The 23,335-nt window shown below is 38.8% G+C and carries 23 protein-coding genes; 5 read left to right on the top strand and 18 right to left on the bottom strand.

Annotated elements, in window-relative coordinates:
* Positions 1 to 7 precede the first annotated feature (7 nt).
* The 14 genes from ACIQVU_RS11105 to rpsU all read right to left on the bottom strand — a co-directional run bounded on the left by ACIQVU_RS11105 (position 8) and on the right by rpsU (position 13,883).
* Positions 8 to 1,726 carry an HD-GYP domain-containing protein gene (locus tag ACIQVU_RS11105; protein WP_340806529.1) on the bottom strand — a complete coding sequence of 573 codons (1,719 nt, stop codon included), beginning with the start codon at positions 1,724 to 1,726 and terminating at the stop codon, positions 8 to 10.
* Between the two features lie 864 nt (positions 1,727 to 2,590).
* Positions 2,591 to 3,385, bottom strand: a complete 795-nt coding sequence (gene recO / locus ACIQVU_RS11110) for a DNA repair protein RecO (protein ID WP_340808593.1) — start codon at positions 3,383 to 3,385, stop codon at positions 2,591 to 2,593.
* A gap of 76 nt (positions 3,386 to 3,461) precedes the next feature.
* Positions 3,462 to 4,379 carry a GTPase Era gene (gene era / locus ACIQVU_RS11115; protein WP_340806530.1) on the bottom strand — a complete coding sequence of 306 codons (918 nt, stop codon included), beginning with the start codon at positions 4,377 to 4,379 and terminating at the stop codon, positions 3,462 to 3,464.
* Positions 4,366 to 4,779 (bottom strand): cytidine deaminase, encoded by a 414-nt coding sequence (locus ACIQVU_RS11120; protein WP_340806531.1) that lies wholly within the window; start codon positions 4,777 to 4,779, stop codon positions 4,366 to 4,368. Before ACIQVU_RS11120 ends, era begins: the two co-directional genes overlap by 14 nt.
* 46 nt (positions 4,780 to 4,825) lie before the next feature.
* Positions 4,826 to 5,176: a diacylglycerol kinase family protein gene (locus tag ACIQVU_RS11125; RefSeq protein WP_340806532.1), complete on the bottom strand. Its 351-nt coding sequence runs from the start codon at positions 5,174 to 5,176 to the stop codon at positions 4,826 to 4,828.
* Entirely contained in the window at positions 5,177 to 5,650 is a 474-nt protein-coding gene (gene ybeY / locus ACIQVU_RS11130) for an rRNA maturation RNase YbeY (protein ID WP_340806534.1), read from the bottom strand.
* 8 nt (positions 5,651 to 5,658) lie between these two features.
* Positions 5,659 to 7,779, bottom strand: a complete 2,121-nt coding sequence (locus ACIQVU_RS11135; RefSeq protein WP_402895531.1) for an HD family phosphohydrolase — start codon at positions 7,777 to 7,779, stop codon at positions 5,659 to 5,661.
* Between the two features lie 441 nt (positions 7,780 to 8,220).
* Positions 8,221 to 9,177: a PhoH family protein gene (locus ACIQVU_RS11140; RefSeq protein ID WP_340806536.1), complete on the bottom strand. Its 957-nt coding sequence runs from the start codon at positions 9,175 to 9,177 to the stop codon at positions 8,221 to 8,223.
* Between the two features lie 2 nt (positions 9,178 to 9,179).
* The gene (locus tag ACIQVU_RS11145; protein WP_340806538.1) at positions 9,180 to 10,292 is read right to left on the bottom strand and encodes a sporulation protein YqfD; all 1,113 of its coding nucleotides are present in this window, start codon (positions 10,290 to 10,292) and stop codon (positions 9,180 to 9,182) included.
* A gap of 1 nt (position 10,293) precedes the next feature.
* Positions 10,294 to 10,542 carry a hypothetical protein gene (locus ACIQVU_RS11150; protein WP_340806540.1) on the bottom strand — a complete coding sequence of 83 codons (249 nt, stop codon included), beginning with the start codon at positions 10,540 to 10,542 and terminating at the stop codon, positions 10,294 to 10,296.
* Between the two features lie 55 nt (positions 10,543 to 10,597).
* The gene (locus ACIQVU_RS11155; protein WP_340806542.1) at positions 10,598 to 11,056 is read right to left on the bottom strand and encodes a hypothetical protein; all 459 of its coding nucleotides are present in this window, start codon (positions 11,054 to 11,056) and stop codon (positions 10,598 to 10,600) included.
* Between the two features lie 25 nt (positions 11,057 to 11,081).
* Positions 11,082 to 12,086 carry a flotillin-like protein FloA gene (floA, locus tag ACIQVU_RS11160; protein WP_340806544.1) on the bottom strand — a complete coding sequence of 335 codons (1,005 nt, stop codon included), beginning with the start codon at positions 12,084 to 12,086 and terminating at the stop codon, positions 11,082 to 11,084.
* Between the two features lie 4 nt (positions 12,087 to 12,090).
* The gene (locus ACIQVU_RS11165) at positions 12,091 to 13,419 is read right to left on the bottom strand and encodes an NfeD family protein (RefSeq protein ID WP_402895536.1); all 1,329 of its coding nucleotides are present in this window, start codon (positions 13,417 to 13,419) and stop codon (positions 12,091 to 12,093) included.
* Positions 13,420 to 13,709: 290 nt separating this feature from the next.
* Positions 13,710 to 13,883: a 30S ribosomal protein S21 gene (gene rpsU / locus ACIQVU_RS11170; protein WP_004227078.1), complete on the bottom strand. Its 174-nt coding sequence runs from the start codon at positions 13,881 to 13,883 to the stop codon at positions 13,710 to 13,712.
* Between the two features lie 878 nt (positions 13,884 to 14,761).
* Here rpsU and mtaB point away from each other — a divergent pair.
* From mtaB to ACIQVU_RS11195, 5 genes are all read left to right on the top strand, one after another.
* Positions 14,762 to 16,108 carry a tRNA (N(6)-L-threonylcarbamoyladenosine(37)-C(2))-methylthiotransferase MtaB gene (mtaB, locus tag ACIQVU_RS11175; protein ID WP_340806548.1) on the top strand — a complete coding sequence of 449 codons (1,347 nt, stop codon included), beginning with the start codon at positions 14,762 to 14,764 and terminating at the stop codon, positions 16,106 to 16,108.
* Between the two features lie 176 nt (positions 16,109 to 16,284).
* Entirely contained in the window at positions 16,285 to 16,956 is a 672-nt protein-coding gene (gene deoC, locus ACIQVU_RS11180) for a deoxyribose-phosphate aldolase (RefSeq protein WP_340806550.1), read from the top strand.
* Between the two features lie 133 nt (positions 16,957 to 17,089).
* Positions 17,090 to 17,317 (top strand): spore coat associated protein CotJA, encoded by a 228-nt coding sequence (locus ACIQVU_RS11185; RefSeq protein ID WP_402895541.1) that lies wholly within the window; start codon positions 17,090 to 17,092, stop codon positions 17,315 to 17,317.
* Positions 17,310 to 17,573 carry a spore coat protein CotJB gene (locus tag ACIQVU_RS11190; protein WP_340806553.1) on the top strand — a complete coding sequence of 88 codons (264 nt, stop codon included), beginning with the start codon at positions 17,310 to 17,312 and terminating at the stop codon, positions 17,571 to 17,573. Before ACIQVU_RS11185 ends, ACIQVU_RS11190 begins: the two co-directional genes overlap by 8 nt.
* 25 nt (positions 17,574 to 17,598) lie before the next feature.
* Positions 17,599 to 18,168, top strand: a complete 570-nt coding sequence (locus ACIQVU_RS11195; protein ID WP_340806554.1) for a manganese catalase family protein — start codon at positions 17,599 to 17,601, stop codon at positions 18,166 to 18,168.
* A 202-nt stretch (positions 18,169 to 18,370) separates the two neighbouring features.
* Here the strand turns inward: ACIQVU_RS11195 and ACIQVU_RS11200 are convergent, their stop codons facing one another.
* The 4 genes from ACIQVU_RS11200 to dnaK all read right to left on the bottom strand — a co-directional run bounded on the left by ACIQVU_RS11200 (position 18,371) and on the right by dnaK (position 23,322).
* Complete coding sequence (locus ACIQVU_RS11200; RefSeq protein WP_340806556.1) at positions 18,371 to 19,108, bottom strand: 16S rRNA (uracil(1498)-N(3))-methyltransferase; 738 nt, start codon at positions 19,106 to 19,108, stop codon at positions 18,371 to 18,373.
* A gap of 83 nt (positions 19,109 to 19,191) precedes the next feature.
* Positions 19,192 to 20,133 (bottom strand): 50S ribosomal protein L11 methyltransferase, encoded by a 942-nt coding sequence (gene prmA / locus ACIQVU_RS11205; protein WP_340806557.1) that lies wholly within the window; start codon positions 20,131 to 20,133, stop codon positions 19,192 to 19,194.
* Between the two features lie 21 nt (positions 20,134 to 20,154).
* Positions 20,155 to 21,273 (bottom strand): molecular chaperone DnaJ, encoded by a 1,119-nt coding sequence (gene dnaJ / locus ACIQVU_RS11210; protein ID WP_340806559.1) that lies wholly within the window; start codon positions 21,271 to 21,273, stop codon positions 20,155 to 20,157.
* Between the two features lie 213 nt (positions 21,274 to 21,486).
* Positions 21,487 to 23,322: a molecular chaperone DnaK gene (gene dnaK / locus ACIQVU_RS11215; protein WP_340806560.1), complete on the bottom strand. Its 1,836-nt coding sequence runs from the start codon at positions 23,320 to 23,322 to the stop codon at positions 21,487 to 21,489.
* Positions 23,323 to 23,335: the final 13 nt, after the last annotated feature.

The following is a 23,335-nucleotide window of genomic DNA, read 5'->3' on the forward strand; positions in this document are numbered from 1 at the left end:
TCTCTCTTTATGCTTTATAGGTTGAAAATAAACGCTCCTGCATTTTTTCCTCAAATGAAAACTTTTTCATGCTCATACCGATTAAGCTTACAAGGATTTCCTCAATATCTGCTAGCGAGTAATAAAGAAATGCTCCTTCTCGCATAGGGCGAACTCGCTTTTCCACAGTCGGTTCATCCTCAATAAAATAGGCAACATTTACATTACAATGCTCCATTAACTGTGTAATCTGTTGGTCATCACCAGGGTTTATAAAGAACGGAACAATTTTATCAATATATAAAATGCTTTGCACAAGTTTAATAAAGAAGTTTTCACGAAGAGGCGTTTCCACCACTAAAATGGTTGTATGTTCATGCTGGTAATCCATATATAAAACAGCTAATTGCTCCTCCAGTAACTTCTTTAATATATAAATAGAATTTTGATATTTTGTTTGATCTGTTTGTATTTCTCTTGTTAATAGGCGCAAGATACGAAAGGCTGGTAAGAAAATTTTTAATACAATCTCTTTTGGATGTAGATGATCAATTAATTTACTATAGTGCATTCTTAAATTATTTTCATCACAGCGGATTAATTGCTCCACAAATAAATTAAAAATCTCCTCAAAACTATCTGCACGGTAATCAATCATTTTGACAATTTTCACACTATAATTCAACGGCAGATTCATGGATGTTTGCTCATCTAGCAATCTTACCTTTGGCAATGTTGGAAATAAATCATAGACAAGCTCCACTCGTGCACTACGGTTATCGGATAATAAAACAACCGAGTTCACAGGATAAATACCTAAACATTCCACAAATTTATGCATAAAGCCTTCATTATATAAATGTCGATCCCTATATAAGACAGCTAAAGCATCTGTAGCGCCATAGCCAGTATGATACACACGCTTCGATGTCATCGCTGAATAGCCATCAATAATTTGCAGCAATTGTACACCTTCACTCATTTCATCTGCACATAGCTGATTCGGATAGCCTTTGCCTGCAAATCGTTCATGATGATCGCGTGCTAAATAAGCAATATCTTCCTCACCATTTTCCACCAACAGCTCATAGCCCCTTGTTGTATGTGTTTTAACAATATCAAATTCATCCTCAGATAGCTTTCGTTTTAAATTTAATATTTCTTGTGGAATAAATACTTTTCCAATATCATGAAATAAATAGCCTCTTGCCAATGTTTCAATATCTGTTAAGCCAAGGTAACGAGCAAAAATAGTACCTAAGACAAACACATCAAATGAATGGACAAATGAATATTCGTCCCATTCCTTTAAGCGCATTAGTAAATCATAGCGATGCTTCTCTTCCAAAATCTTTTCAAAAACACCTCGTACATAGGCTGTATCCTGTATGCTTTTCAATATTTGCCCATAGCGTAATTCATGCACAACATTCTCGAGCGTTGTCATAAAAAGCTGGCTTACCTTTTCTTTATAGTCATCTACTGGTTCTTTTTCATCAAGGAATGGCTCAAATAAATCTTCATATTCTCTTGCTCGCTGCACACTTAAATCATGGACAACACGAACCGAATCAGCAGGTATATAAACAGACAATTCATCTACTTTTCGAAGCTTCAGTAATGCAATAATGCGTTCCGTTAAAACTAAATCTTTTTTAGCTAATAAACGATATTCCGAAAAAATATCTTCGGCTAATATATCATTTGCTTCAACTTCATTAATGCTTAAGGTTACTTTTCGCAGCATATTTTATGCCACATTATACATAAAGGATGCATAATGTGACTCCCTCCTTTTTCCATAGGAATGCATTATTCTGATAAACGTATCCATAACACCTCCGCTAACTCTCGTCTAAACCACAGAAAAATCTGTGACATTGGTTAGAGGCTTTATCATAGTTCAACGAATGGTTGTATAGCATTATTTTTTACTATAAAAACAGTTGTAAAACTAAGATAAAAGGACGTTTTGCTGATAGAGGCATGTTAAAGCTATATAAAGTTTATTTTAATCATTCACAATCATTAAATTTCAAAACAATTAGTTCCATTCTATCGCAGATAAAAGAGCTTTCTATAGGCTTGGCTTTCTCCTCTTTCATGTTCAACGCTTCGCACTGCCGCCACAAGCTCTAGCTTATTACATGGAAATATCCGTCATCATTTTCACTCATTTAGAGCTCATAATCAAAAAGAAATATCAACAGGATGATCTATATTTATTACAATATCATAGGTTAAAATGCCTTTTCAACTAGTATATGGTGTTCATATGATTAGTTTATACTATTAAAATGATGCAAACTATGTAAAAATAAGATTACTTTAGACTATTTTATATCTAAAAAATAATTAATTTCAAATATAACTATTTCTAAGGTACTATTAAATTCTTTTTATAAGCAAATGTATTATTATATATATTAATTTTATATAATACTCCCTCTTTTTAAAAATTTGAAATTTTATTTATTTACACTACTTATGATTTATATAAAGCAGCCTTTCAATGACCAAATAAATAGGTCTTTTCACTTAATTCATTTGATTGTTATAATAGGGGGGAAATTGCCTAGAGGCTATGAAAATATAAAATGCCAGAAGCATTTTAATCGTCTTCTGGCATTTCATCTTTTGTAGTAGTGGAGCGAATTTGTAATTCGGGCGTACGCTCTAGCTGGTCAATAAATTTCCTTGTTTTAAAGCGTATCCCTGTTTGCTCCTCATAGATGGTGGTAATAATCTTCTTAATAAAATATTTTGTTTCTTTTTTCAATTCTATTTTGCCAATTTGCTCAATTGGTACAGTATAAAACATGCGAATTAGCTTAAGCTGTGTTGGTGTTAGACGAATAATATAAGGATCATGCTGGTAGCAGCGGTGGCATAAAAATCCCCCTTGTGCAAAGGAAAAAGCAAATTCACCATCAACAGCCCCACATGAGGCACAAGCATGTAAAATAGGCTGCACACCTGTATAAGGGAGCATTTTCCATTCTACAAATAATGTAATCGCTTCAGGATCATACCCTTCCTCTATTGCTTGTAATGCTTGAAGTAGCACCTCAAATGCAAAAGGCTCAGGCTTTCCTTCCTCTACAACGCGCTCCACTAGCTCCATAATATAGCTAGCATAGGCTGTCGCTACAATATCCTCACGAATATGGCGCATTGAATGAAGGTGCTCCCCTTGTTGCAATGTTCCCATGCCTGTATGGTGCTGTACCATAAACATGCCATATGTAAAGGGCTGTGTCACAGATGCCAATCTACTAGAAGGCTTCTTGGCTCCTCTAGCCATCGTCGCCACCTTACCAGCCTCTCGCGTTAATAATGTAACGATTTTATTGGATTCTCCGTAGGCGCGTGCTTTTATGACAATCCCCTCCCATTTATGAAGCATCATACCGCCTCCTTTCTTCAAAAAATAGAGCTCTCCAAAATTTTTGGACAGCTCCACATACACCTATAACAGCACCTTAATATTCATCATCACGGAATCCAAAGTCACGTAAATGTGTTGATTTATTGCGCCAATCTTTTTGCACCTTCACCCATAGCTCTAAATATACTTTAGAGCCTAGCAGCATTTCAATATCTTTACGTGCACGTATCCCCACTTCTTTTAATAGTGCACCACGTTTCCCAATAACAATCCCCTTTTGAGAGTCACGTTCTACAATAATCGTTGCCGCCACATGAATTTTACCTTCATTTTCCTCGTCACGGCGAATTTTATCAATGACTACTGCTATGGAATGGGGAATCTCCTCACGTGTTAAATGCAATACCTTTTCACGAATAAGTTCAGAAATAATAAATCGCTCAGGATGATCAGTCACTTGATCTGCTGGATAATATTGTGGACCCTCTGGTAAATATTTTGATAGTGTTGCTAATAGGTTTTCAACATTATTACCTTGCAGGGCAGAAATCGGCACAATCTCCGCAAATTCATAGCGCTCTTTATAGCTCTCAATAATACCGATTAATTCATCTGGATGAATTTGATCAATTTTATTAATCACAAGGAACACAGGCGTTGAATTTCCTGCTAGCATATCGAGAATAAATTCATCACCTTTACCAAGCTTTTGCTCTGCATTGACCATAAACATAATAATATCGACTTCACGCAATGTATTTTTTGCAACTTTTAACATAAAGTCACCTAGTTTATGTTTAGGCTTATGAATACCTGGTGTATCAATAAAAACCATTTGGCTATCATTTGTTGTTAGTACGCCCTGTACTTTATTTCGTGTTGTTTGCGGCTTATCACTCATAATGGCAATTTTTTGACCAATCACACGATTTAAAAATGTTGATTTCCCTACGTTGGGACGGCCGATAATGGAGATAAAGCCTGATTTATAGCCCTCTTTAGTTTCCAGCATTCTCTAAATCCTCCGTTGTAAATGCAAACGGTAATAATTCGCCCACTGAGGTTACCGTCACATCACCTTTTAAATTCGTTAAATAAACAGGCATTGTTGGCGCACAAAACTCCATCATTACCTGACGACACGCTCCACAAGGGGCACATGGACCATCTGTATCCGCCACAATTGCAATCGCCTCAAAGTCATAAATCCCCTCTGATACAGCTTTAAAAAACGCTGTACGCTCGGCACAATTTGTCATACTATAGCCTGCATTTTCAATATTACAGCCGTGAATAACCTCTCCATCCTTCGTTAAAAGCGCTGCACCTACCTTAAATTTAGAATACGGTACATAGGCTTTTTCTCGTGCTTTTTTTGATTCCTCTAACAATGCTTGCATATCGATTGTCATCTATATAAATTCTCCCTTATGTCATTATTCAAGGCACTCTTTTTGCTTAAAACCATTTTGGTAGAAAGATGAGTAACCCGATGATAGCACTGAATAGCGCAAATACTAACACTGCACCTGCCGCAATATCTTTTGCCTGCTTTGCGAGCGGATGGATGTCTGGTGACGCTAAATCAACGACCCGCTCGATGGCTGTATTGATCATTTCGAGTGCCAGCATTAGTGCTATTAATAGTAGCACAATATACCATTCTATACGAGATAAACCTGTAAAATAACCAGCCAGTATAACAATGATTGCACTTAGTACATGCGATTTCATATTTTGCTCTTTACTTGCTGCAATAATGCCCTCAAATGCATAGCCAAAAGACCGCAAGTATTTACGCATATTCATTTAGTTTCTTCCTAAGCCAAATGTTTGTAAAATTTCATCCTGCTTGGTAAACATCACTTTCTCTTCTGCTGGCTCCATATGATCATACCCAAGTAAATGTAAAAAGCCATGTACGGCTAAAAAGCCTAGCTCTCTTTCAAAGGAATGATTATATTCCTCTGCCTGCTCCTTTGCACGATCCGTTGAAATAATAATATCGCCTAGCACACGCGGCATCCCTTCAAAAATGATTTCCATTTCACCTTCACCTAGCTCCTCTAGCGCAAAGGAAATAACATCAGTTGGTTGATCCTTGCCACGATATTCACGGTTAATCTCCTGAATCGCCTCATTTGTCACAAATGTAACAGAAACTTCTGCTTCAGGTTCAATATTTTCTACACTTGCAGCATGCTGTAACAGCTTTTCCACAAGCTCGATATGTTGTGCTGCGACTTCATGTGTGTCATCTGTAAAATCAATTGTTAAAACCATAGACCCTCCTACTTATCTGCCTTTGGATATTCAATACGTGAATGGAAAATGCCATTCATCGTTTCACAAAGTACCCGCTCTATACATTTTAACTCTTTTATCGAAATATCGCATTCATCAAACTGATTATCTTGTACACGGTCATCAATAATAGCTCGCACTAGCTTGCGAATTTTCTCAGCATTTGGCTCTTTCATGGAACGTACCGCTGCCTCGACACTATCCGCAACACTGATAACTGCCGCTTCCTTTGTTTGCGGCTTTGGTCCCGGATAGCGGAACTTTGCCTCATCCATACCTTCTCCTGCTTCTTTTGCTTTATACCAGAAGAATTTTAACAAGCTTGTCCCATGATGCTGTAACGCAATATCAATAATTTCCTGCGGCATTTTATAACGTTTAAGCATCTCGGCTCCGTCTGTTGTATGTGCAATAATAATTTCAGCACTTGTTTCAGGTGGTAATGAATCGTGCGGATTAATGCCCGACATCTGATTTTCAATGAAAAATGCTGGACGCTTTGTTTTACCAATATCATGATAATAACAGCCAACACGCGCGAGTAAACCATCCGCTCCTATTTCTTCACAGGCAGCCTCCGCTAAGTTCGCCACCATTACACTATGATGATAGGTTCCCGGCGCTTCCATTAATAATTTCTTTAATAATGGATGGTTTGGGTTTGATAGCTCAATTAAGCGTAAAGATGACAACAAGCTAAATGCTGATTCAAAGAATGGTAAAAGCCCCATCGTTAACGCGCCTGAAAGCAGCGCAGATAATATAGCTGCAATAAAGTAAAAGACTAACTCTTTTAGATCATAGGATGATTGTGTCATTAATAAATAAAAGGCAATAAAGGTCATGTTGACAAAAGAAATTACACCTACCGCCTGTAAAATATGCGAGCGCTTTTCCACATTACGTAAAAAGAATAGGCTTGCAAACCCACCAAAAATAATATAGAGCGTAATTTCCATTTGCATCACGGATGAATAGCCTTCTTGAAAAATAACACCCGCAGAAGCAGCAGTCATCACCGTGATTAGCACAGCAGTACGCTCATCTGCTAACAATCGCACAAGCATTGTTGCCAATGCTGTTGGGAATAAAAACGCAATCGTTACATCAAAGCCTCCTGCCACTAAGCTAATAAACTTCATCAGCAGGATGGAAAATGTATAAACAATGGCTGTTACTAACAAGGCATTACGTTTTTTACGTTCGTCAGCCTGCCAACGCTCAAATAAAATAAACATAAACATCATTTGCAACAATGTTAAAATAAGCAGTCCTGCAATCGGCTTTAAGGAAGGTTTATTACTAATCATCCCTAATAGCTCTAATTGTCGATAAGCCTCATTATCAATAATTTGTCCTTCCTGCACAATAATTTGCCCTTGCAAAATACGTGTAGGCTCAACACTTTCTTTTACCTGCTCTCGTCTAGCTTTTGTTTGTTCTTCGCTAATTGTTTCATTCTCAATAATACTTGTGCGCGCTATTAATACAACGGTATTAAAAATTCTATCTGGATAGCCACGCTGTCCTCGAATTTTTGCTTCAAAATCATTTTGCGCAACAAAGACATTTTCTGGTCGTATGGATTTTTGTAAGTATTCTTCTACAGATTTAGATAGTTGCGTACTTGTTCGATTCAAATCTGCCTCACTTTGTGTTAACAGACCTTCTAGCTGTGAATCTGTAAAGTTTAAAGGCATTTGACCTTCATCAATCGATTCAAACTTTTTACGGAGCTGTGTCACTTGATCCGCTATTGGAATAGGTTCTTTACTGTCTTCAACATCTTTTTTCACTTCAAGCACATAGCCAAATAATGATGTAATAATCGCTGCCCTTTGCTTGGCGACATCCTCCGAAAATTGATAGACAGGCTCTACTGCATTTGCGGCTTTTTCCCGCTCTTGCTGCGTCTTATAGGTGTCTTCAATTGTTTTAGTAGATCGTACAGTTTCAGGCGCAAGCTGTAGTGGTTTGAAATCGTATGTAACTCCTTTAACATTCCCGTACATAAATGCAAACTGTAGGGCTCCTGTTAAAATGAGAATAATGATAAGAAAATAGCGAAAACCAATAAGCTCTGTAAATTTTCGAAGTTGTTTCTCCATCTGGCACCTCCTCTATCTACCTACTATCATACCAATTCAACATACATTTTTCTCGAAAAATGTATAAGAAAGCAAAAAACAGCTATACAATTTCGCATAGCTGTCACATATTTTGATAAATTTCGATTCATCAATATCCGAACGGATGGCGAATTGAGCGCTTGTGCCTGATAATTGAGCGGTTTTATAGCCAAATTGATTACATGCTATTTTAGGGACAAATTATTGCCCCTGCCGCTAGCGCTTTCGGGGCAGACTTTAACCCTGTTGCCCCTGCCGCTTCGCTTTCGGGGCAGACTTTAGCCCTGTTGCCCCTGCCGCTTCGCTTTCGGGGCAGACTTTAGCCCTGTTGCCCCTGCCGCTTCGCTTTCGGGGCAGACTTTAACCCTGTTGCCCCTGCCGCTTCGCTTTCGGGGCAGACTTTAGAATTGCTACGCAATTCTAAAGTTGCTGCTCTTCATAGGCTTGGATAATTTTAGCTACGATTGGATGGCGCACGACATCGCCTTGTTCTAGCACTTGGAAATGGATGGATTTTACGTATTTTAATGTACGTTCAGCAACGATTAATCCTGACTCTGTATTTTTAGGCAAATCAATTTGTGTTTTATCGCCTGTAATGACCATTTTAGAGCCAAAGCCTAGACGTGTTAAAAACATTTTCATTTGCTGATGTGTTGTATTTTGTGCTTCATCTAAAATGACAAAGGCATCGTCTAATGTACGGCCACGCATATAGGCTAGTGGGGCGATTTCAATTGTTCCTCGCTCAATTAGGCGCTGTGTTTGTTCTGCCCCGTAAATGTCGTTTAAAGCGTCGTAGAGAGGTCTTAGATATGGGTCTACCTTTTCCTTTAAATCACCTGGAAGAAACCCTAGGGACTCTCCTGCTTCAACGGCTGGGCGCGTTAAAATAATGCGCTTTACATGTCCATTTTTCAGCGCTTGTGTTGCCATCACTACTGCCAAATACGTTTTCCCAGTACCTGCTGGTCCAATACCGAAAACAACGTCCTTGTGACGGATTGCTTGTATGTATTCTCGCTGACCAATTGTTTTTGCACGAATGGACTTGCCCTTTGTCGTGCGTGCTATTTCTTCGTCATATAGTTCTGCAAAATATTCAATCGTTCCTTTTTGTGTCATTTCAATTGCTGTTGTGACATCACGCTGATCAATATTGATGCCTTTGCGAATCACTTTTAATAATGCATGCAGAAGAAGTGTCGCTTGTTCCTTAGCATTCTCTTCACCTGCAAGTTGAATTTGTTCACCACGTGTAATAATGTGAACATTTAGTGCCTCTTCAATTAATTTCATATTGGCATCGGAAATACCGAGTAGCATAACCGCTTCATTTGGATTATCCACCTGTAATACAGTTAACTGTTCTGACATAATCATTCTCCTTGTAGGCCTTGTATTGGACTTGCAATGTTCTCATTGATTAAAAAGAGAACTTTCCCTTCAACTGTACCATTCCCCCACTTTGCCTGTAAAAGGTTTTCTTTTTTGATAATCGTTTTTGTTGGTAATGTACGTAATACTTTCTCATGAAGCAGCGGTATTAGCAATGACTCTATTTTTGATTCATCAAGCTCTACTTGCATTGTTTTTGTCTGTTGCTCCTCTACAATCGAAACATATGGGTCTAACCAATTTGGCAAATCCTTCTTTTGCACATAATCAATCTGCTCTTCATGAATTCCCTTTATCAATACGCGCCACTGCTTATGCTGTAATGTTTCCAGTGTTATTTTCGTAGGTATTTTGAACGAACATTCCAACCAATAATCCGCAAAAACCTCTCCCTTTGCTCCTACAAAAACTTGCTCTGTACCGCTTTCAATAACACCGCTAACAAGCACATCTCCATTATAAGCTGTATCATTAACGGAAATTTTACGTTCACCATTTTGAATATTAAAATGCGTAATGACACCGCTTTTTGTCGCTACTAAATGTGAGGCTAGCTTATCATTTGCTTGCTCTGTCTGCTTAGGCGATTCTTGCGGTCTAAGAATCATACGCCCGCCATGCTTATCAATATGCACCCATGACAGCTCACGATGCTGTTCCAATAGCTTTTGTCGTATCACTGTATTAGACGGTATATTCTTTTTCGATAATGGCGTTGCAATATGAAAGGTATCTTGAAAGGTCTTTCCAAGACGTTGCTCCATTTCAGGTGTTGCGGCTTCAATATCGACCTGCCAAATCACTTGCGCACATAGCACTGGAATAATAATCATTAAAGCCATACCAAGCAATGTCCAAAGCTGTGCTCGAACAACTTGTAGCTCATCTGCATAAAAAACCATCATTTTCAAGCGAAAGCGTCTACGCGCTCGGCGAATTTTTGGTAAATAACGCATTGTTGTTTCAAAAGAAACCTCTTGTTCACGAAAAACAACACGCTTTAAAGGCACATGTTGAGCATGCAATGTTTGAATAAAAGGATGAACATTTTCATGACGCTTTATACGTATAATAATTGGCCGATTATTCCACATGTTAGCTCACATCCATCTTCTTTGTTATTTTCATATGCAGCTCCTGAAGATTTTCAACCGAAAGATGGAGCATTTCTTCCTTTAACGCATGAATTGTCACTGCTTCAGCATGTACAGTAATATGATATTGTGCATAAATAAATGAGCATGTTGTAGCATCAGCATGGAGAAAACGATACGGTCCAATAATTTTTAATGATTCAAATTGTGACAATTCAAGTAGTGGCGTTAATTGAAATAATTTTTTCATAAAAAATGCCTCCTTCTTCGGCAATATATGCATCAAAAAAGGAGGACATACTTATTTATTTTCTTTTTGCTTTCGGAGGGCCTAATACTTCAGCCATGACAATTGCTTGCATTAACGCATTTTTAGAGCGTGGTATTTGCAAAGTTGATGGTGCGCCCACCACTACTTCTTTTTTTCCAGCAGCCAAACGTCCTACATTTTTTCGTTGTACGGAATCAGTTGGCATAGCTGGTGGTGCTACATAGCTTGGTACAGCCTTTTTTCCCTGTTCTTCAACAATTTGTTTAGATTCTTCTACCTGTTCATTTGCCGGAATCCAATCACCTATAAACTCACGGGCAAAGTCTTCAAAGCTCTGCGTTTTCTCTGCACGGCGTGACAGTTCCTCAGAGGCAGGAGGCTCTACATACGTGTTTTGCTTAGGAGTTGCCTCTTTTTCTGGCTTTTTACTTTTAGCCTTCCCGAAAATAGAGCTAACTATGGCAATTATTGCGAAAATAATTAATTGTTCCATATGCTAGTTCCACTCCTTTCCGTTTTTAGGCATTTGGTTCATTTGTTTCAGGCTTATCCGTACCCACTTTTGAAATCGAATCACGCATTGCTGTATCAGCTTGAATATTGCGATAGTTCATATAATCCATAATGCCTAGATTACCAGAGCGTAAAGCTTCCGCCATTGCTTGTGGTACTTCTGCTTCTGCCTCTACAACTTTTGCCTTCATCTCTTGAACACGGGCAATCATTTCCTGCTCATTCGCTACCGCCATTGCACGGCGTTCCTCAGCCTTCGCTTGGGCAATATTTTTATCTGCCTGCGCTTGTTCAATTTGTAACTCTGCCCCAATGTTTTTACCGATATCCACATCAGCAATATCAATGGATAAAATTTCAAAGGCAGTTCCTGAGTCTAATCCTTTGGCTAATACTGTTTGTGAAATCATATCAGGATTTTCCAATACTTCTGTATGATGTTCAGCCGAACCGATTGTCGAAACAATCCCCTCACCTACACGGGCAATAACTGTTTCTTCACCTGCACCACCGACTAAACGTTCAATATTGGCACGCACTGTAATACGTGCTTTTGCCTTTACTTCAATCCCATTCATTGCCACACCTGAAATAAACGGTGTTTCAATAACTTTCGGATTAACGGACATTTGTACAGCCTCTAATACATCACGACCTGCTAAATCAATCGCTGCACAGCGCTCAAACGATAGTTCAATATTGGCACGATGCGCTGCAATTAAAGCATTAACAACTCGGTCTACATTACCACCTGCTAAATAGTGACTCTCCAATTGATTAATCGTCACAGGTAAGCCCGCCTTATGCGCTTTAATTAACGGATTCACAATACGAGAAGGAATTACGCGACGTAAGCGCATCCCAATTAATGTAAAAATACTAACACGAACACCTGCAGCTAGTGCAGAAATCCAAAGCGCTACTGGTACAAAGGTAAAGAATACCGCAAGAACAATAAATAAAATTACCAGCCCAGCAATTGGACCTATTAAAGCTAAATCAAAACCCATTTTTTTATTCCTCCATCTCTTTTTCTGTTGGCCTCACAACAATGCGTGAGCCTTCAACTTTAATCACTTCCACATGTTTATTTGCATCAATATAGCCGCCTTCTGATACAACGTCAATGCGTTCACTACCAAAGACCATTGTGCCTGCAGGACGTAGTGGTGTCAGTGTTTTCCCTACCTTCCCTAACAGCTCGGTGCGATTAACGTTAGACACATAACCTTCTTCAGTTGTCGTTGCATCCATTAACACAAGCTTATTTAACACATGTAACTTTTTACCAAAAAATTTCATCAGAATCACCATTCCTATCATTGCGATTACAAGCGCAATGAGAATTGCTATTACCATTTGCATCATATTTGCACCTGCCAGTATAAGACTTAGTAATATAAATACACCACCTAAAATACCGACAATACCACCGGGGACAAAAAACTCCGCAATGATAAGCGCCAAACCAATAATAAATAATAATAAGGTTTCATAGCCAGCAAAGCCTGCAACCATATGTCCAAAGAAAAATAGCCCTAAGGCTGATAGCCCCATAATCCCCGGGACACCAAACCCTGGTGAATACAGCTCCATCACAAGCCCTAAACTTGCCACAGACAATAAAATAGGTACAATAATTGGGTTTGTAATAAAACGTGCCAGCTTTTCTGTAAACGTTGGTTCAATTGGCACAATATCACTACCATCTAGCTTTGTTACCTCTAAAAGCTCCTGAAAATTACGAACCGTTCCTTCAGAGTATCCCACCTTCAACGCTTCTGCTGCTGATAAGGTTAATAAATTCTCTCCACCAGCACGATATTCAGGAAGATTATAAGTAGAATCTGCCATTGCTAATGCATACTTTGGATCACGGTCTGACGTTTCTGCTGCTGCCTGCATTTGTGCAAGCCACGCACTATGCGCTTTTAAATCGGCTGCGTTCCCTGCTGAATCAATCACTGCTGCAGCGCCAATTGTTCCATTAGGGACCATATAGATTTCATCCGCATGTAAGGCTAGAAAAGCACCTGCTGAATGTGCATCCTTATTAATATACGCTATTGTGTGTAATTCCGTAGCATCCATAAGCTTGGCGATCTCACCTGCTGCATTGACAAAACCGCCAGGCGTATGTATATCCAAAATAATCGCCTTCGCATAGTTTTCTTCAGCCTCTTGAAAAGCTCGCTCTAAAAATGCATGAAGTCCTCGCTCCACTTCATTATGAATAGGAATGTGATAAACCTTGCTGCTGGCAAACGCTGAAGTTAATGGAAACGCTAACAAAAGAGCCATCCATATGACCAGTGAAAAACTGAGGATTCTCCTTTTTCGCACCTTCTTCCCTCCCTTCTAACATGCTTCTCTACTCTATATACGGCTGGTCATGTAAAAAGTTTCACAAATTTAAAAAAATTTTAATATGCTATCTACCTATAGTGTGACATAAAAAAGCCGAATGCATCAACAAAAGTGCATTCGGCTTTTTCCATATGTACGTAAAATAGAGCAATGTAAAATACCTGAAATTAATCACAAACATGATTAATTTCAGGTATAACGTTGTCTGCTCAATGAATCATACAATTGCGTGTTATGAACGTAGGGATTTTTAATGGGAAATTAAATTACCACTTACGTTTACGTGCAGCTTCTGATTTCTTTTTACGTTTTACGCTAGGTTTTTCGTAGAACTCGCGCTTTCTAACTTCTTGAATTGTACCACTTTTTGATACAGTACGTTTGAAGCGGCGAAGAGCATCTTCAAGCGATTCGTTTTTGCGAACGACAGTTTTTGACATCTCTCTTTCCCTCCCTCCGAACACACGTCAATACACAATTAGGCAAATTACCTTCTGTTGTGTACTAAAAAATTATATCGTATTGTCTAATAATGGTCAATAGAAAGTGTGCGAAAATATCAAGTGAATTTTTTGTAGTCGTTTTCTTCCTAAAAACATCTATTTTATTTTATGCCTATAGAATTGTAGCTGTTAAACATTTTAGCTATCGTCTTATGTATTGTTCGAAAACCTTCTTATTACTTAAAATTCAAAAATAAACCCTCCCTATTTATGGCAGGATGAATGGCAAATCGGTCTAGAGTAAACTTTGCAATCGTTCCAATTCTAGCTCTAAAGTGACAAGCAACTTCTTTCGGCGCGGTTAAAACATCCTTCAGCTTGGATGTATGCCAACTCTGTGGCATTAATATCACATTACGCCCCAATGTAATTGCGTTCAGACAGCCACTGAACAGAGGAAAAAATCTTCTGTATCTGCTGCTAATGCCTTGCTTTCGCGCAAAAAAGATTTGTTGCTTCACTTTCGATATAAAAAGAATTTGCTGAATCAAGATAAAACATTACGTGATTCGCTGAATTGCCAGAAGATTTTTGGATATTAAAGATATAAATTCAGTTTTCGGTTGTCTTATAAAAATTTAAATCTTTCTCATGCTTGGAGAGGAATAGCTTTATATCCTGCTTGAGCATAGTATGAAAGATTTGCTGCAAATATCACACCCCCTACGATAGAATATATCCATTCATTAAAGTATTGATTTTAAATTAAATATGTTATCATAAATCAGTGTTATCATAAAACATGTATCGAATAAAAATCAAAGGCTCTATAAAGCGTAAAGGTACAAAGTGTAATTGAAAGGATGATATATATTATGAGTAACGAGCGATCAAAAATCGTGAGTTTTCATACTCTAGGTTGTAAAGTAAATCATTATGAAACAGAAGCCATTTGGCAACTATTTAAAGAGGAAGGCTATGAACGTACGGAGTTTGATCAACAAGCAGATGTTTATGTGATTAATACATGTACGGTGACGAATACTGGAGATAAAAAGTCACGTCAGGTCATTCGCCGAGCAATTCGTCAAAATCCCGATGCTGTCATTTGTGTCACAGGATGCTATGCACAAACATCCCCAGCAGAAATTATGGCAATCCCCGGTGTTGATATTGTTGTTGGAACGCAGGATCGTACAAAACTACTGGGCTATATTGACCAATATCGCGCTGAACGTCAACCGATTAATGCCGTACGTAATATTATGAAAAATCGTGTCTATGAGGAATTAGATGTACCAGCATTTACTGACCGTACACGTGCCTCATTAAAAATTCAAGAAGGCTGTAATAACTTCTGTACATTTTGTATTATTCCATGGGCACGTGGCTTAATGCGCTCTCGTGATCCAAAGGAAGTATTACATCAGGCGCAGCAATTAGTCGATGCAGGCTATCTTGAAATCGTCTTAACAGGTATTCATACAGGTGGTTATGGACAAGACTTAAAAGATTATAATCTAGCTCAATTATTGCGCGATTTAGAAACTCATGTAAAGGGACTAAAACGCCTTCGTATTTCTTCGATTGAAGCGAGCCAATTAACAGATGAGGTCATCGATGTATTGCGCGAATCGAATATTGTTGTCAATCATTTACACATTCCAATTCAATCTGGCTCTGATACGGTGCTAAAACGTATGCGCCGTAAATATACAATGGAATTTTTCGGCGAACGTTTAACAAAGCTACATGAGGCACTGCCTGATTTAGCTGTTACCTCTGATGTGATTGTTGGATTCCCTGGCGAAACAGAGGAAGAGTTTATGGAAACTTATAATTTTATTCGTGACCATAAATTTTCTGAGCTCCATGTCTTCCCATTCTCTCCGCGTACAGGCACACCTGCTGCACGTATGGAAGATCAAATTGATGAAGAGATTAAAAATGAACGTGTTCATCGTTTAATTGCTTTAAATGATCAGCTTGCAAAAGAGTATGCTAGTCGTTTTGAGGATCAGGTGTTAGAAGTAATCCCTGAAGAATTTGTGCATGATGGTGAGGAAAAAGGTCTTTTAACAGGCTATACAGATAATTACTTAAAAGTAGTTTTTGAAGGCTCAGAAGACCTAATTGGGCAGCTTGTAAAAGTAAAAATTACACAAGCTGGCTATCCATATTCAAAAGGGCAATTTGTTCGTCTATTAGAAACGGTTCATTAAGTAATTTTTAAATGCCAAAGTGCTGTTTATTCAACGCTTTGGCATTTTATTTTGGATGCAACACTCTTTGTTACCCGCCATAGCGTGTTGTCTTCGCAAGAAATTAGACGCAGACAAAAAAAAATGATATGATGCGAAGAGGTACGTACATCTTCAGTTATAAAGGAGTGTTCAAAATGGAACAAAATTTTGCACGTATGATTGACCATACATTATTAAAAGCGGAAACAACAAAGGAACAAATTGAGAAACTATGTGCAGAAGCCAAACAATTTAATTTTGCTTCTGTCTGTGTGAATCCAACATGGGTAAAGCAGAGCAGTGAGCTTTTACAAGGTTCAGATGTTTTAGTGTGTACAGTAATTGGCTTCCCACTTGGAGCTAATACGCCAGCTGTCAAAGCATTTGAAGCAAAAGATGCCATTGCGAATGGGGCAAAAGAGGTCGATATGGTCATTAATATCGGCGCTTTAAAGGATAAAAACTATGACCTTGTACAAGCGGATATTGCAGCAGTAGTGGAAGCAGCTAAAGGGCAAGCACTTGTCAAAGTTATCATCGAAACATGCTTATTAACAGATGAAGAAAAAGTAAAAGCATGTGAACTAGCAGTAGCAGCAGGTGCTGATTATGTCAAAACATCTACTGGTTTTTCTACTGGTGGTGCAACAGCAGAGGATATCGCTCTCATGCGTAAAACAGTAGGCCCTGAGCTTGGCGTAAAAGCTTCAGGTGGTGTTCGCAGCTTAGAGGATATGAAAAAAATGGTGGAAGCTGGAGCAACTCGTATTGGCGCAAGCTCTGGTGTAGCCATTATGAATGGTTTAATTGCTGATTCTAATTATTAATCATGACTTTACTTTATAAGCCTCAAGCTTTTGCCAAACATGGCATGCGCTTGGGGCTTATGCTATTGAGCATAAAAAAATTTTTAAACACATATACTCTACGGATAAATCGACGAACAGAAAGGAGGAAGCCATGTTTACCCAATATAAGTCTTGGAGGCCCTATATTAGCCCTTTCGACCCCTGCAAGCCGATTAGAGTGAAATATTTTGCAACTCCCCCACAATTATATATGGGATTTCAGCCATATGGATTGCCGCAATTTGAAACACCTAAGGAAGCTCTAAGGGCTGGAACATTATGGCCACAACTATCTAGCCCTTATCCATTTCCAATAAAGGGAGGGACGAAGCATGACTAACAAGATGCCGCCCGAATTTTATACACTATTAGAGGAAATACAGGCTATTGACTTCGTGATTGTTGAATTAAATCTCTATTTAGATACCCATCCCCATGATTATGATGCTATTCAGCAATTTAATGAATACACCGAGAAAAGCATGAAGCTGAAAGTTAATTTTGAGCAAAAATATGGCCCGCTAATGAATTTCGGGAGAAGCTATTCCAATTATCCTTTTAATTGGATTGATACACCATGGCCATGGCAAGTTTAACGCTATAACTTAGGAGGAATAAGCGATGTGGTATTACGAAAAAAAGCTCCAATATCCTGTTAAAGTAAGCACCTGTAATCCTATGCTTGCTAAGTTTTTAATCGAGCAGTACGGAGGGGCGGATGGAGAGCTTGCGGCTGCTCTACGCTATATGAATCAACGTTATACAATTCCAGATAAAGTAGTTGGGCTATTAACAGATATTGCAACAGAGGAATTTTCGCATTTAGAAATGATTGCTACGATGATTTATAAGCTTACAAAGGACGCTACGCCAGAAATGCTAAAGGAGGCGGGATTAGGGGATCATTATGTAAATCATGATAGCGCATTATTTTATCAAAATGCCTCTGGTGTACCATTTACAGCCACTTATATTCAGGCAAAGGGCGATCCAATCGCCGATTTATATGAGGATATTGCTGCTGAAGAAAAAGCACGTGCTACTTATCAATGGATTATCGACTTATCCGATGATACTGACTTAAACGATAGCTTGAAATTTTTACGAGAACGAGAAATTGTCCATTCTCAGCGCTTTAGAGAGGCTGTAGAAATTTTAAAAGATGATCGCGATCAAAAGAAGGTTTTCTAGTAAATTAAGTGCTTGGCTGTATCAAGAAAAACTTGAAGCAGCCTTTTTATTTTAGGCAACATCAATTACGCTGAAGCTTTTATCTTGGTTCAGCAGGCGTTGGATATCCACTGAACCAAGATAAAATGATAGCAATTGCATTAGTAATAACATCACCTTGCCATTAACCTATCTATAAATTAATGGCAAGGTGATAGGTGCTTTATTCAAATTCATATGATATAGCAGATAGTGCATAGAGTGGGGCTGTTTCTGCTCGTAAAATTCTCGGCCCTAGCGACATCGTTTGTGCACCTGCCTGCAATAGTGCCTCAGCTTCTTTGCGCGAAATGCCCCCCTCTGGTCCAAAAATAACAAGCATAGACTGTGCCTTCTGCTCCTTAATAAGTTGCAGTTTGTCGGCAAAGCTTGTGCGTTGCTCAGCCCTTGCATCCTCTTCATCTGCCAAAAAAACAGCATCGAACTGGCTGGCTTGCTGGACGAGTTGTGAAAAAGAAATCGGCTCGTACACTTCTGGAATATATGTACGATGGGCTTGCTCTGCTGCCTCTTTTGCAATTTTTTGTAAGCGCTCTTGCTTTTTTGCCCCCTTTTTCTTGTCCCATTTCACAATTGAACGTTCAGCCTCAAATGGTAATAAAGCAAACATACCAAGCTCTGTTGCCTTTTGTGTAATAAGCTCAAGCTTATCCCCCTTTGGTAAGCCACACGCTACTGTAACTTGAATGGGTAGCTCTGGTGAAGGGATCGTTTGATCTGTTGCTTGAATAACTACTTCATTCTCCTCAAATGCTTCAATTGTACAAATATAAGCTGTATTTTGTGCCACAACAACAATTTTATCGCCCTGCTTCATGCGCATTACTCGCTCAATATGTCGTGCATCCTCTCCGTAAATACGTGCATTGTCTATAGGCGTTTCAATAAAATATCGCTGCATTGTCTAGTATGCTCCTTTCTAGCAAGAGAAAAAACGCCAACTTGCAAGCACACGGCTCACAACTTGGCACTTTCTTAGTCAAGTTATTGTGGACGGCGGGCAATAATAGCTACCCAGTCTTCCATTAATAATACTTCTTCAATGACAAAGCCTGATGCTTCTAGCGCTGCTTTGACATCATCACGCTTTGCACCAATAATGCCTGAAGTGACATATAATCCACCCGGTTTCACAATTGTAAATGCATCGTCAGTAAAGGACATAATAACTTCTGCCAAAATATTTGCCACAACTACATCTGCAGGTTCCTTTACAGTATCCAATAAATTTCCATGAAATACCTGTACTGTATCTTCTACGTTGTTTAAGGCAATATTTTCTTGTGCTGCACGCACAGCTACCTCGTCTAAATCAAGCGCATGTACGCTTTTAGCACCGAGCAATGCGGCTCCAATTGCCAATACACCTGAGCCTGTACCAATATCAATGACTGTATCGCCTTCTTGAATCACTTTCTCTAGTCCCTGTAAGCACATAACAGTTGTTGGATGTGTACCTGTACCAAATGCCATACCCGGGTCTAATTCAATAATTAATTCATCTGTTGAAACAGGCGTATAGTCCTCCCATGTTGGTACAATTGTAAAGCGTTCAGAAATCTTGACAGGATGATAATATTGCTTCCAGGCAGTCGCCCAATCTTCCTCATTAACCTCAACAATAGATACAACATTTTCACCAATATCAATATTAAAGTTCGTCAGATTTGTAATGGCTGCTTTAATTTCTTCGACTGTTTCATTTAAAAAACTAGACTCCGATAAATATGCCTTCACAATGACACCGTCTTTTGGAAAATCTTCTTCATTTAATGCATAAATTTCACCATATTGATCTTCCCTTGGCTTCGCAAATTCTGCAGAATCTTCAATGACAACACCGCTTGCACCTGCTTCATGCAAAATATTCGAAATTGCTTCTACCGCTTCATTTTTTGTATGAATGGATAATTCTGACCACTTCACGTAGCTCTTCAGCTCCTCTAATTATTCGCCTTGGAATTTTTTCTTAATTTTATCGAATAGTGAACTACCTTGCTCTTCAGGAATATCGCCACTAATTTCTGCAAATTCACGCAGTAATTGCTTTTGTCTTTCTGTTAGCTTCTCTGGTGTAATAACTCTTACTGTTACATACTGATTCCCCATGCCATAGCCGTGTACATTTTTAACACCCTTATCTTTTAAACGGAATTGAGCACCTGATTGTGTACCTGCTGGAATGCGTAATTTTACTTTTCCATGAACAGTTGGTACTTCAATTTCATCACCAAGAGCTGCTTGTGGGAATGTCAATTTCAGCTCGTAGTAAATATCATCTCCATCACGCTCAAAGTCTTTATGCCCTTGCACGCGGAACATAATATATAAATCGCCTGCTGGACCACCGTTTATACCTGGTTCACCTTGACCAGATACACGTATTTGTTGACCATCATCAACACCTGCTGGAATCGTTACTTTAATTTTTTTGCGCTTTTGTACTTTTCCTTCTCCACGACATGTTGAACATTTTTCTTTAATAATTTTACCTGTACCATGACATGTTGAACATGTGCGGCGGTTCATCATACGCCCAAATGGTGTATCAACTGCTTGGTTAATTTGACCAGCACCTTTACATGTTGAACATGTTTCAGGCTGTGTACCTGGCTTTGCACCTGAGCCATGACATGTATCACATGTTTCATCCTTTGGAATTTCAATTTCTGTTTCTTTTCCAAAAATAGCTTCCTCAAATTTGATGTTCATGCGATATTGTAAATCATCACCTTTACGTGGTGCATTTGGGTCTTGACGGCGACCACCACCGCCAAAGAATGAGCTGAAAATATCCTCGAAGCCGCCAAAGCCACCGCCTCCGAAGCCACCGCCAAAGCCTGCATTTGGGTCTTCATGACCAAATTGGTCGTAGCGTGCTTTTTTCTCATCATCACTTAATACTTCGTATGCTTCAGCGATTTCTTTGAATTTTTCATCTGCACCTGGCTCTTTGTTCAGGTCAGGGTGATATTGTTTTGATAATTTACGATATGCTTTTTTAATCTCATCTTTTGTAGCTGATTTTGTTAAACCTAGCACCTCGTAATAATCGCGTTTCTCCATTATTCACACTCCGCTCTATTTGCATAAAATCTATTGTACCATGCAGTCGCTAAAACTGCCTTATTTTTTCGCTGAATCATTGATAAGCGCAAAATTTTGTTAGCGTATGCAATGATTTTGCCAATCATATAATTTACTCGTATCATAACCTCGCAATAAGAAAAGCCAAAGCCGCAAGCGGTCTTTGGCTTTTTCACTTAACTGTGCTGTGTATTATTTATCGTCTTTTACTTCTTCAAAGTCAGCATCTACAACACCATCATCTTTTTTGCCAGCGTCTGCACCTGCTTCGCCGCCTTGTGCTGCTTGAGCCGCTGCTGCTGCCTGCTCATACACTTTCATCACAAGTGGTTGTAACACGCCTTCTAATTTTTCTTTAGCTGCTTTAATGCCCTCTAATTCACCAGCTTCAAGCGCTTTTTTCAATTCATCGCGAGCATCTTCAACAGATTTTTTCTCATCTTCTGTAATTTGCTCACCAAGGTCAGCAATTGTTTTGTCCACTTGGAATACTAATTGGTCTGCTTCGTTACGAAGATCTGCTTCTTCTTTACGTTTAGCATCTGCTTCAGCATTAGCTTCAGCGTCTTTTACCATACGTTCGATTTCTTCCTCAGATAAGCCAGAATCAGATTGGATTACAATTGTTTGTTCTTTATTTGTACCAAGGTCTTTTGCTTTTACAGATACGATACCGTTTTTATCAATATCGAATGTTACCTCGATTTGTGGTACACCACGTGGTGCTGGTGGAATATCTGCTAATTGGAAGCGACCTAATGTTTTGTTGTCAGCTGCCATTGAGCGTTCACCTTGTAACACATGAATATCTACCGCTGGTTGGTTATCAGCTGCTGTAGAGAATACTTGTGATTTAGATGTAGGGATTGTTGTGTTACGGTCAATTAACTTTGTAAATACGCCACCCATTGTTTCAATACCAAGTGAAAGTGGTGTTACATCAAGTAAAACAACATCTTTTACATCTCCTGTTAAAACGCCACCTTGTACAGCAGCACCCATTGCCACAACCTCGTCAGGGTTTACACCACGGTGAGGCTCTTTACCAGTTTCTTTACGTACCGCTTCTTGTACTGCTGGAATACGTGTAGAACCACCAACTAAAATAACTTGGTCAATTTCTGATGTAGAAAGACCAGCATCTGATAATGCTTGACGTACTGGACCTACTGTACGATTCACTAATGGTAAAGTAATTTCGTCAAATTTCGCACGTGTTAAAGAAATTTCTAAGTGTAACGGACCCGCTTCACCAGCTGTAATAAACGGTAAAGAAATTTGTGTAGATGTTACGCCAGATAAATCTTTTTTCGCTTTTTCTGCCGCATCTTTTAAACGCTGCATTGCCATTTTATCTTTTGATAAGTCAATGCCATTTTCTTTTTTGAATTCAGCAACAAGATATTCGATTACTGCATCATCGAAATCATCCCCACCAAGTTTGTTGTCTCCAGCAGTTGCTAACACTTCAAAGACACCATCACCTAGCTCAAGGATAGATACGTCAAATGTACCACCACCAAGGTCAAATACTAATACTTTTTGGTCTGTATCTTGTTTGTCTAAGCCATAAGCAAGTGCAGCAGCAGTTGGCTCGTTAATAATACGCTCTACTTCAAGACCAGCAATCTTACCAGCGTCTTTTGTTGCTTGACGTTGTGCATCATTAAAGTAAGCAGGTACTGTAATAACTGCTTTTGTTACTTTTTCACCTAAGTAGTCTTCTGCATAGCCTTTTAAGTATTGAAGAATCATTGCAGATACTTCTTGTGGTGTATATTCTTTATCTTCAATTTTTACTTTTTCAGCTGTACCCATTTTTGATTTGATCGACATAATTGTGTTAGGATTTGTTACTGATTGACGTTTCGCTACTTCACCAACTTGACGTTCCCCATTTTTAAACGCCACAACAGATGGTGTTGTACGGTTACCTTCTGGGTTTGGAATTACTTTCGGTTCCCCACCTTCAAGTACAGAAACGCAAGAGTTTGTTGTTCCTAAGTCAATACCGATAATTTTGCTCATTTAAAATTTCCTC

The sequence above is a fragment of the Lysinibacillus sp. NPDC098008 genome (assembly GCF_044760715.1).
Taxonomy (GTDB): Bacteria; Bacillota; Bacilli; order Bacillales_A; family Planococcaceae; genus Lysinibacillus.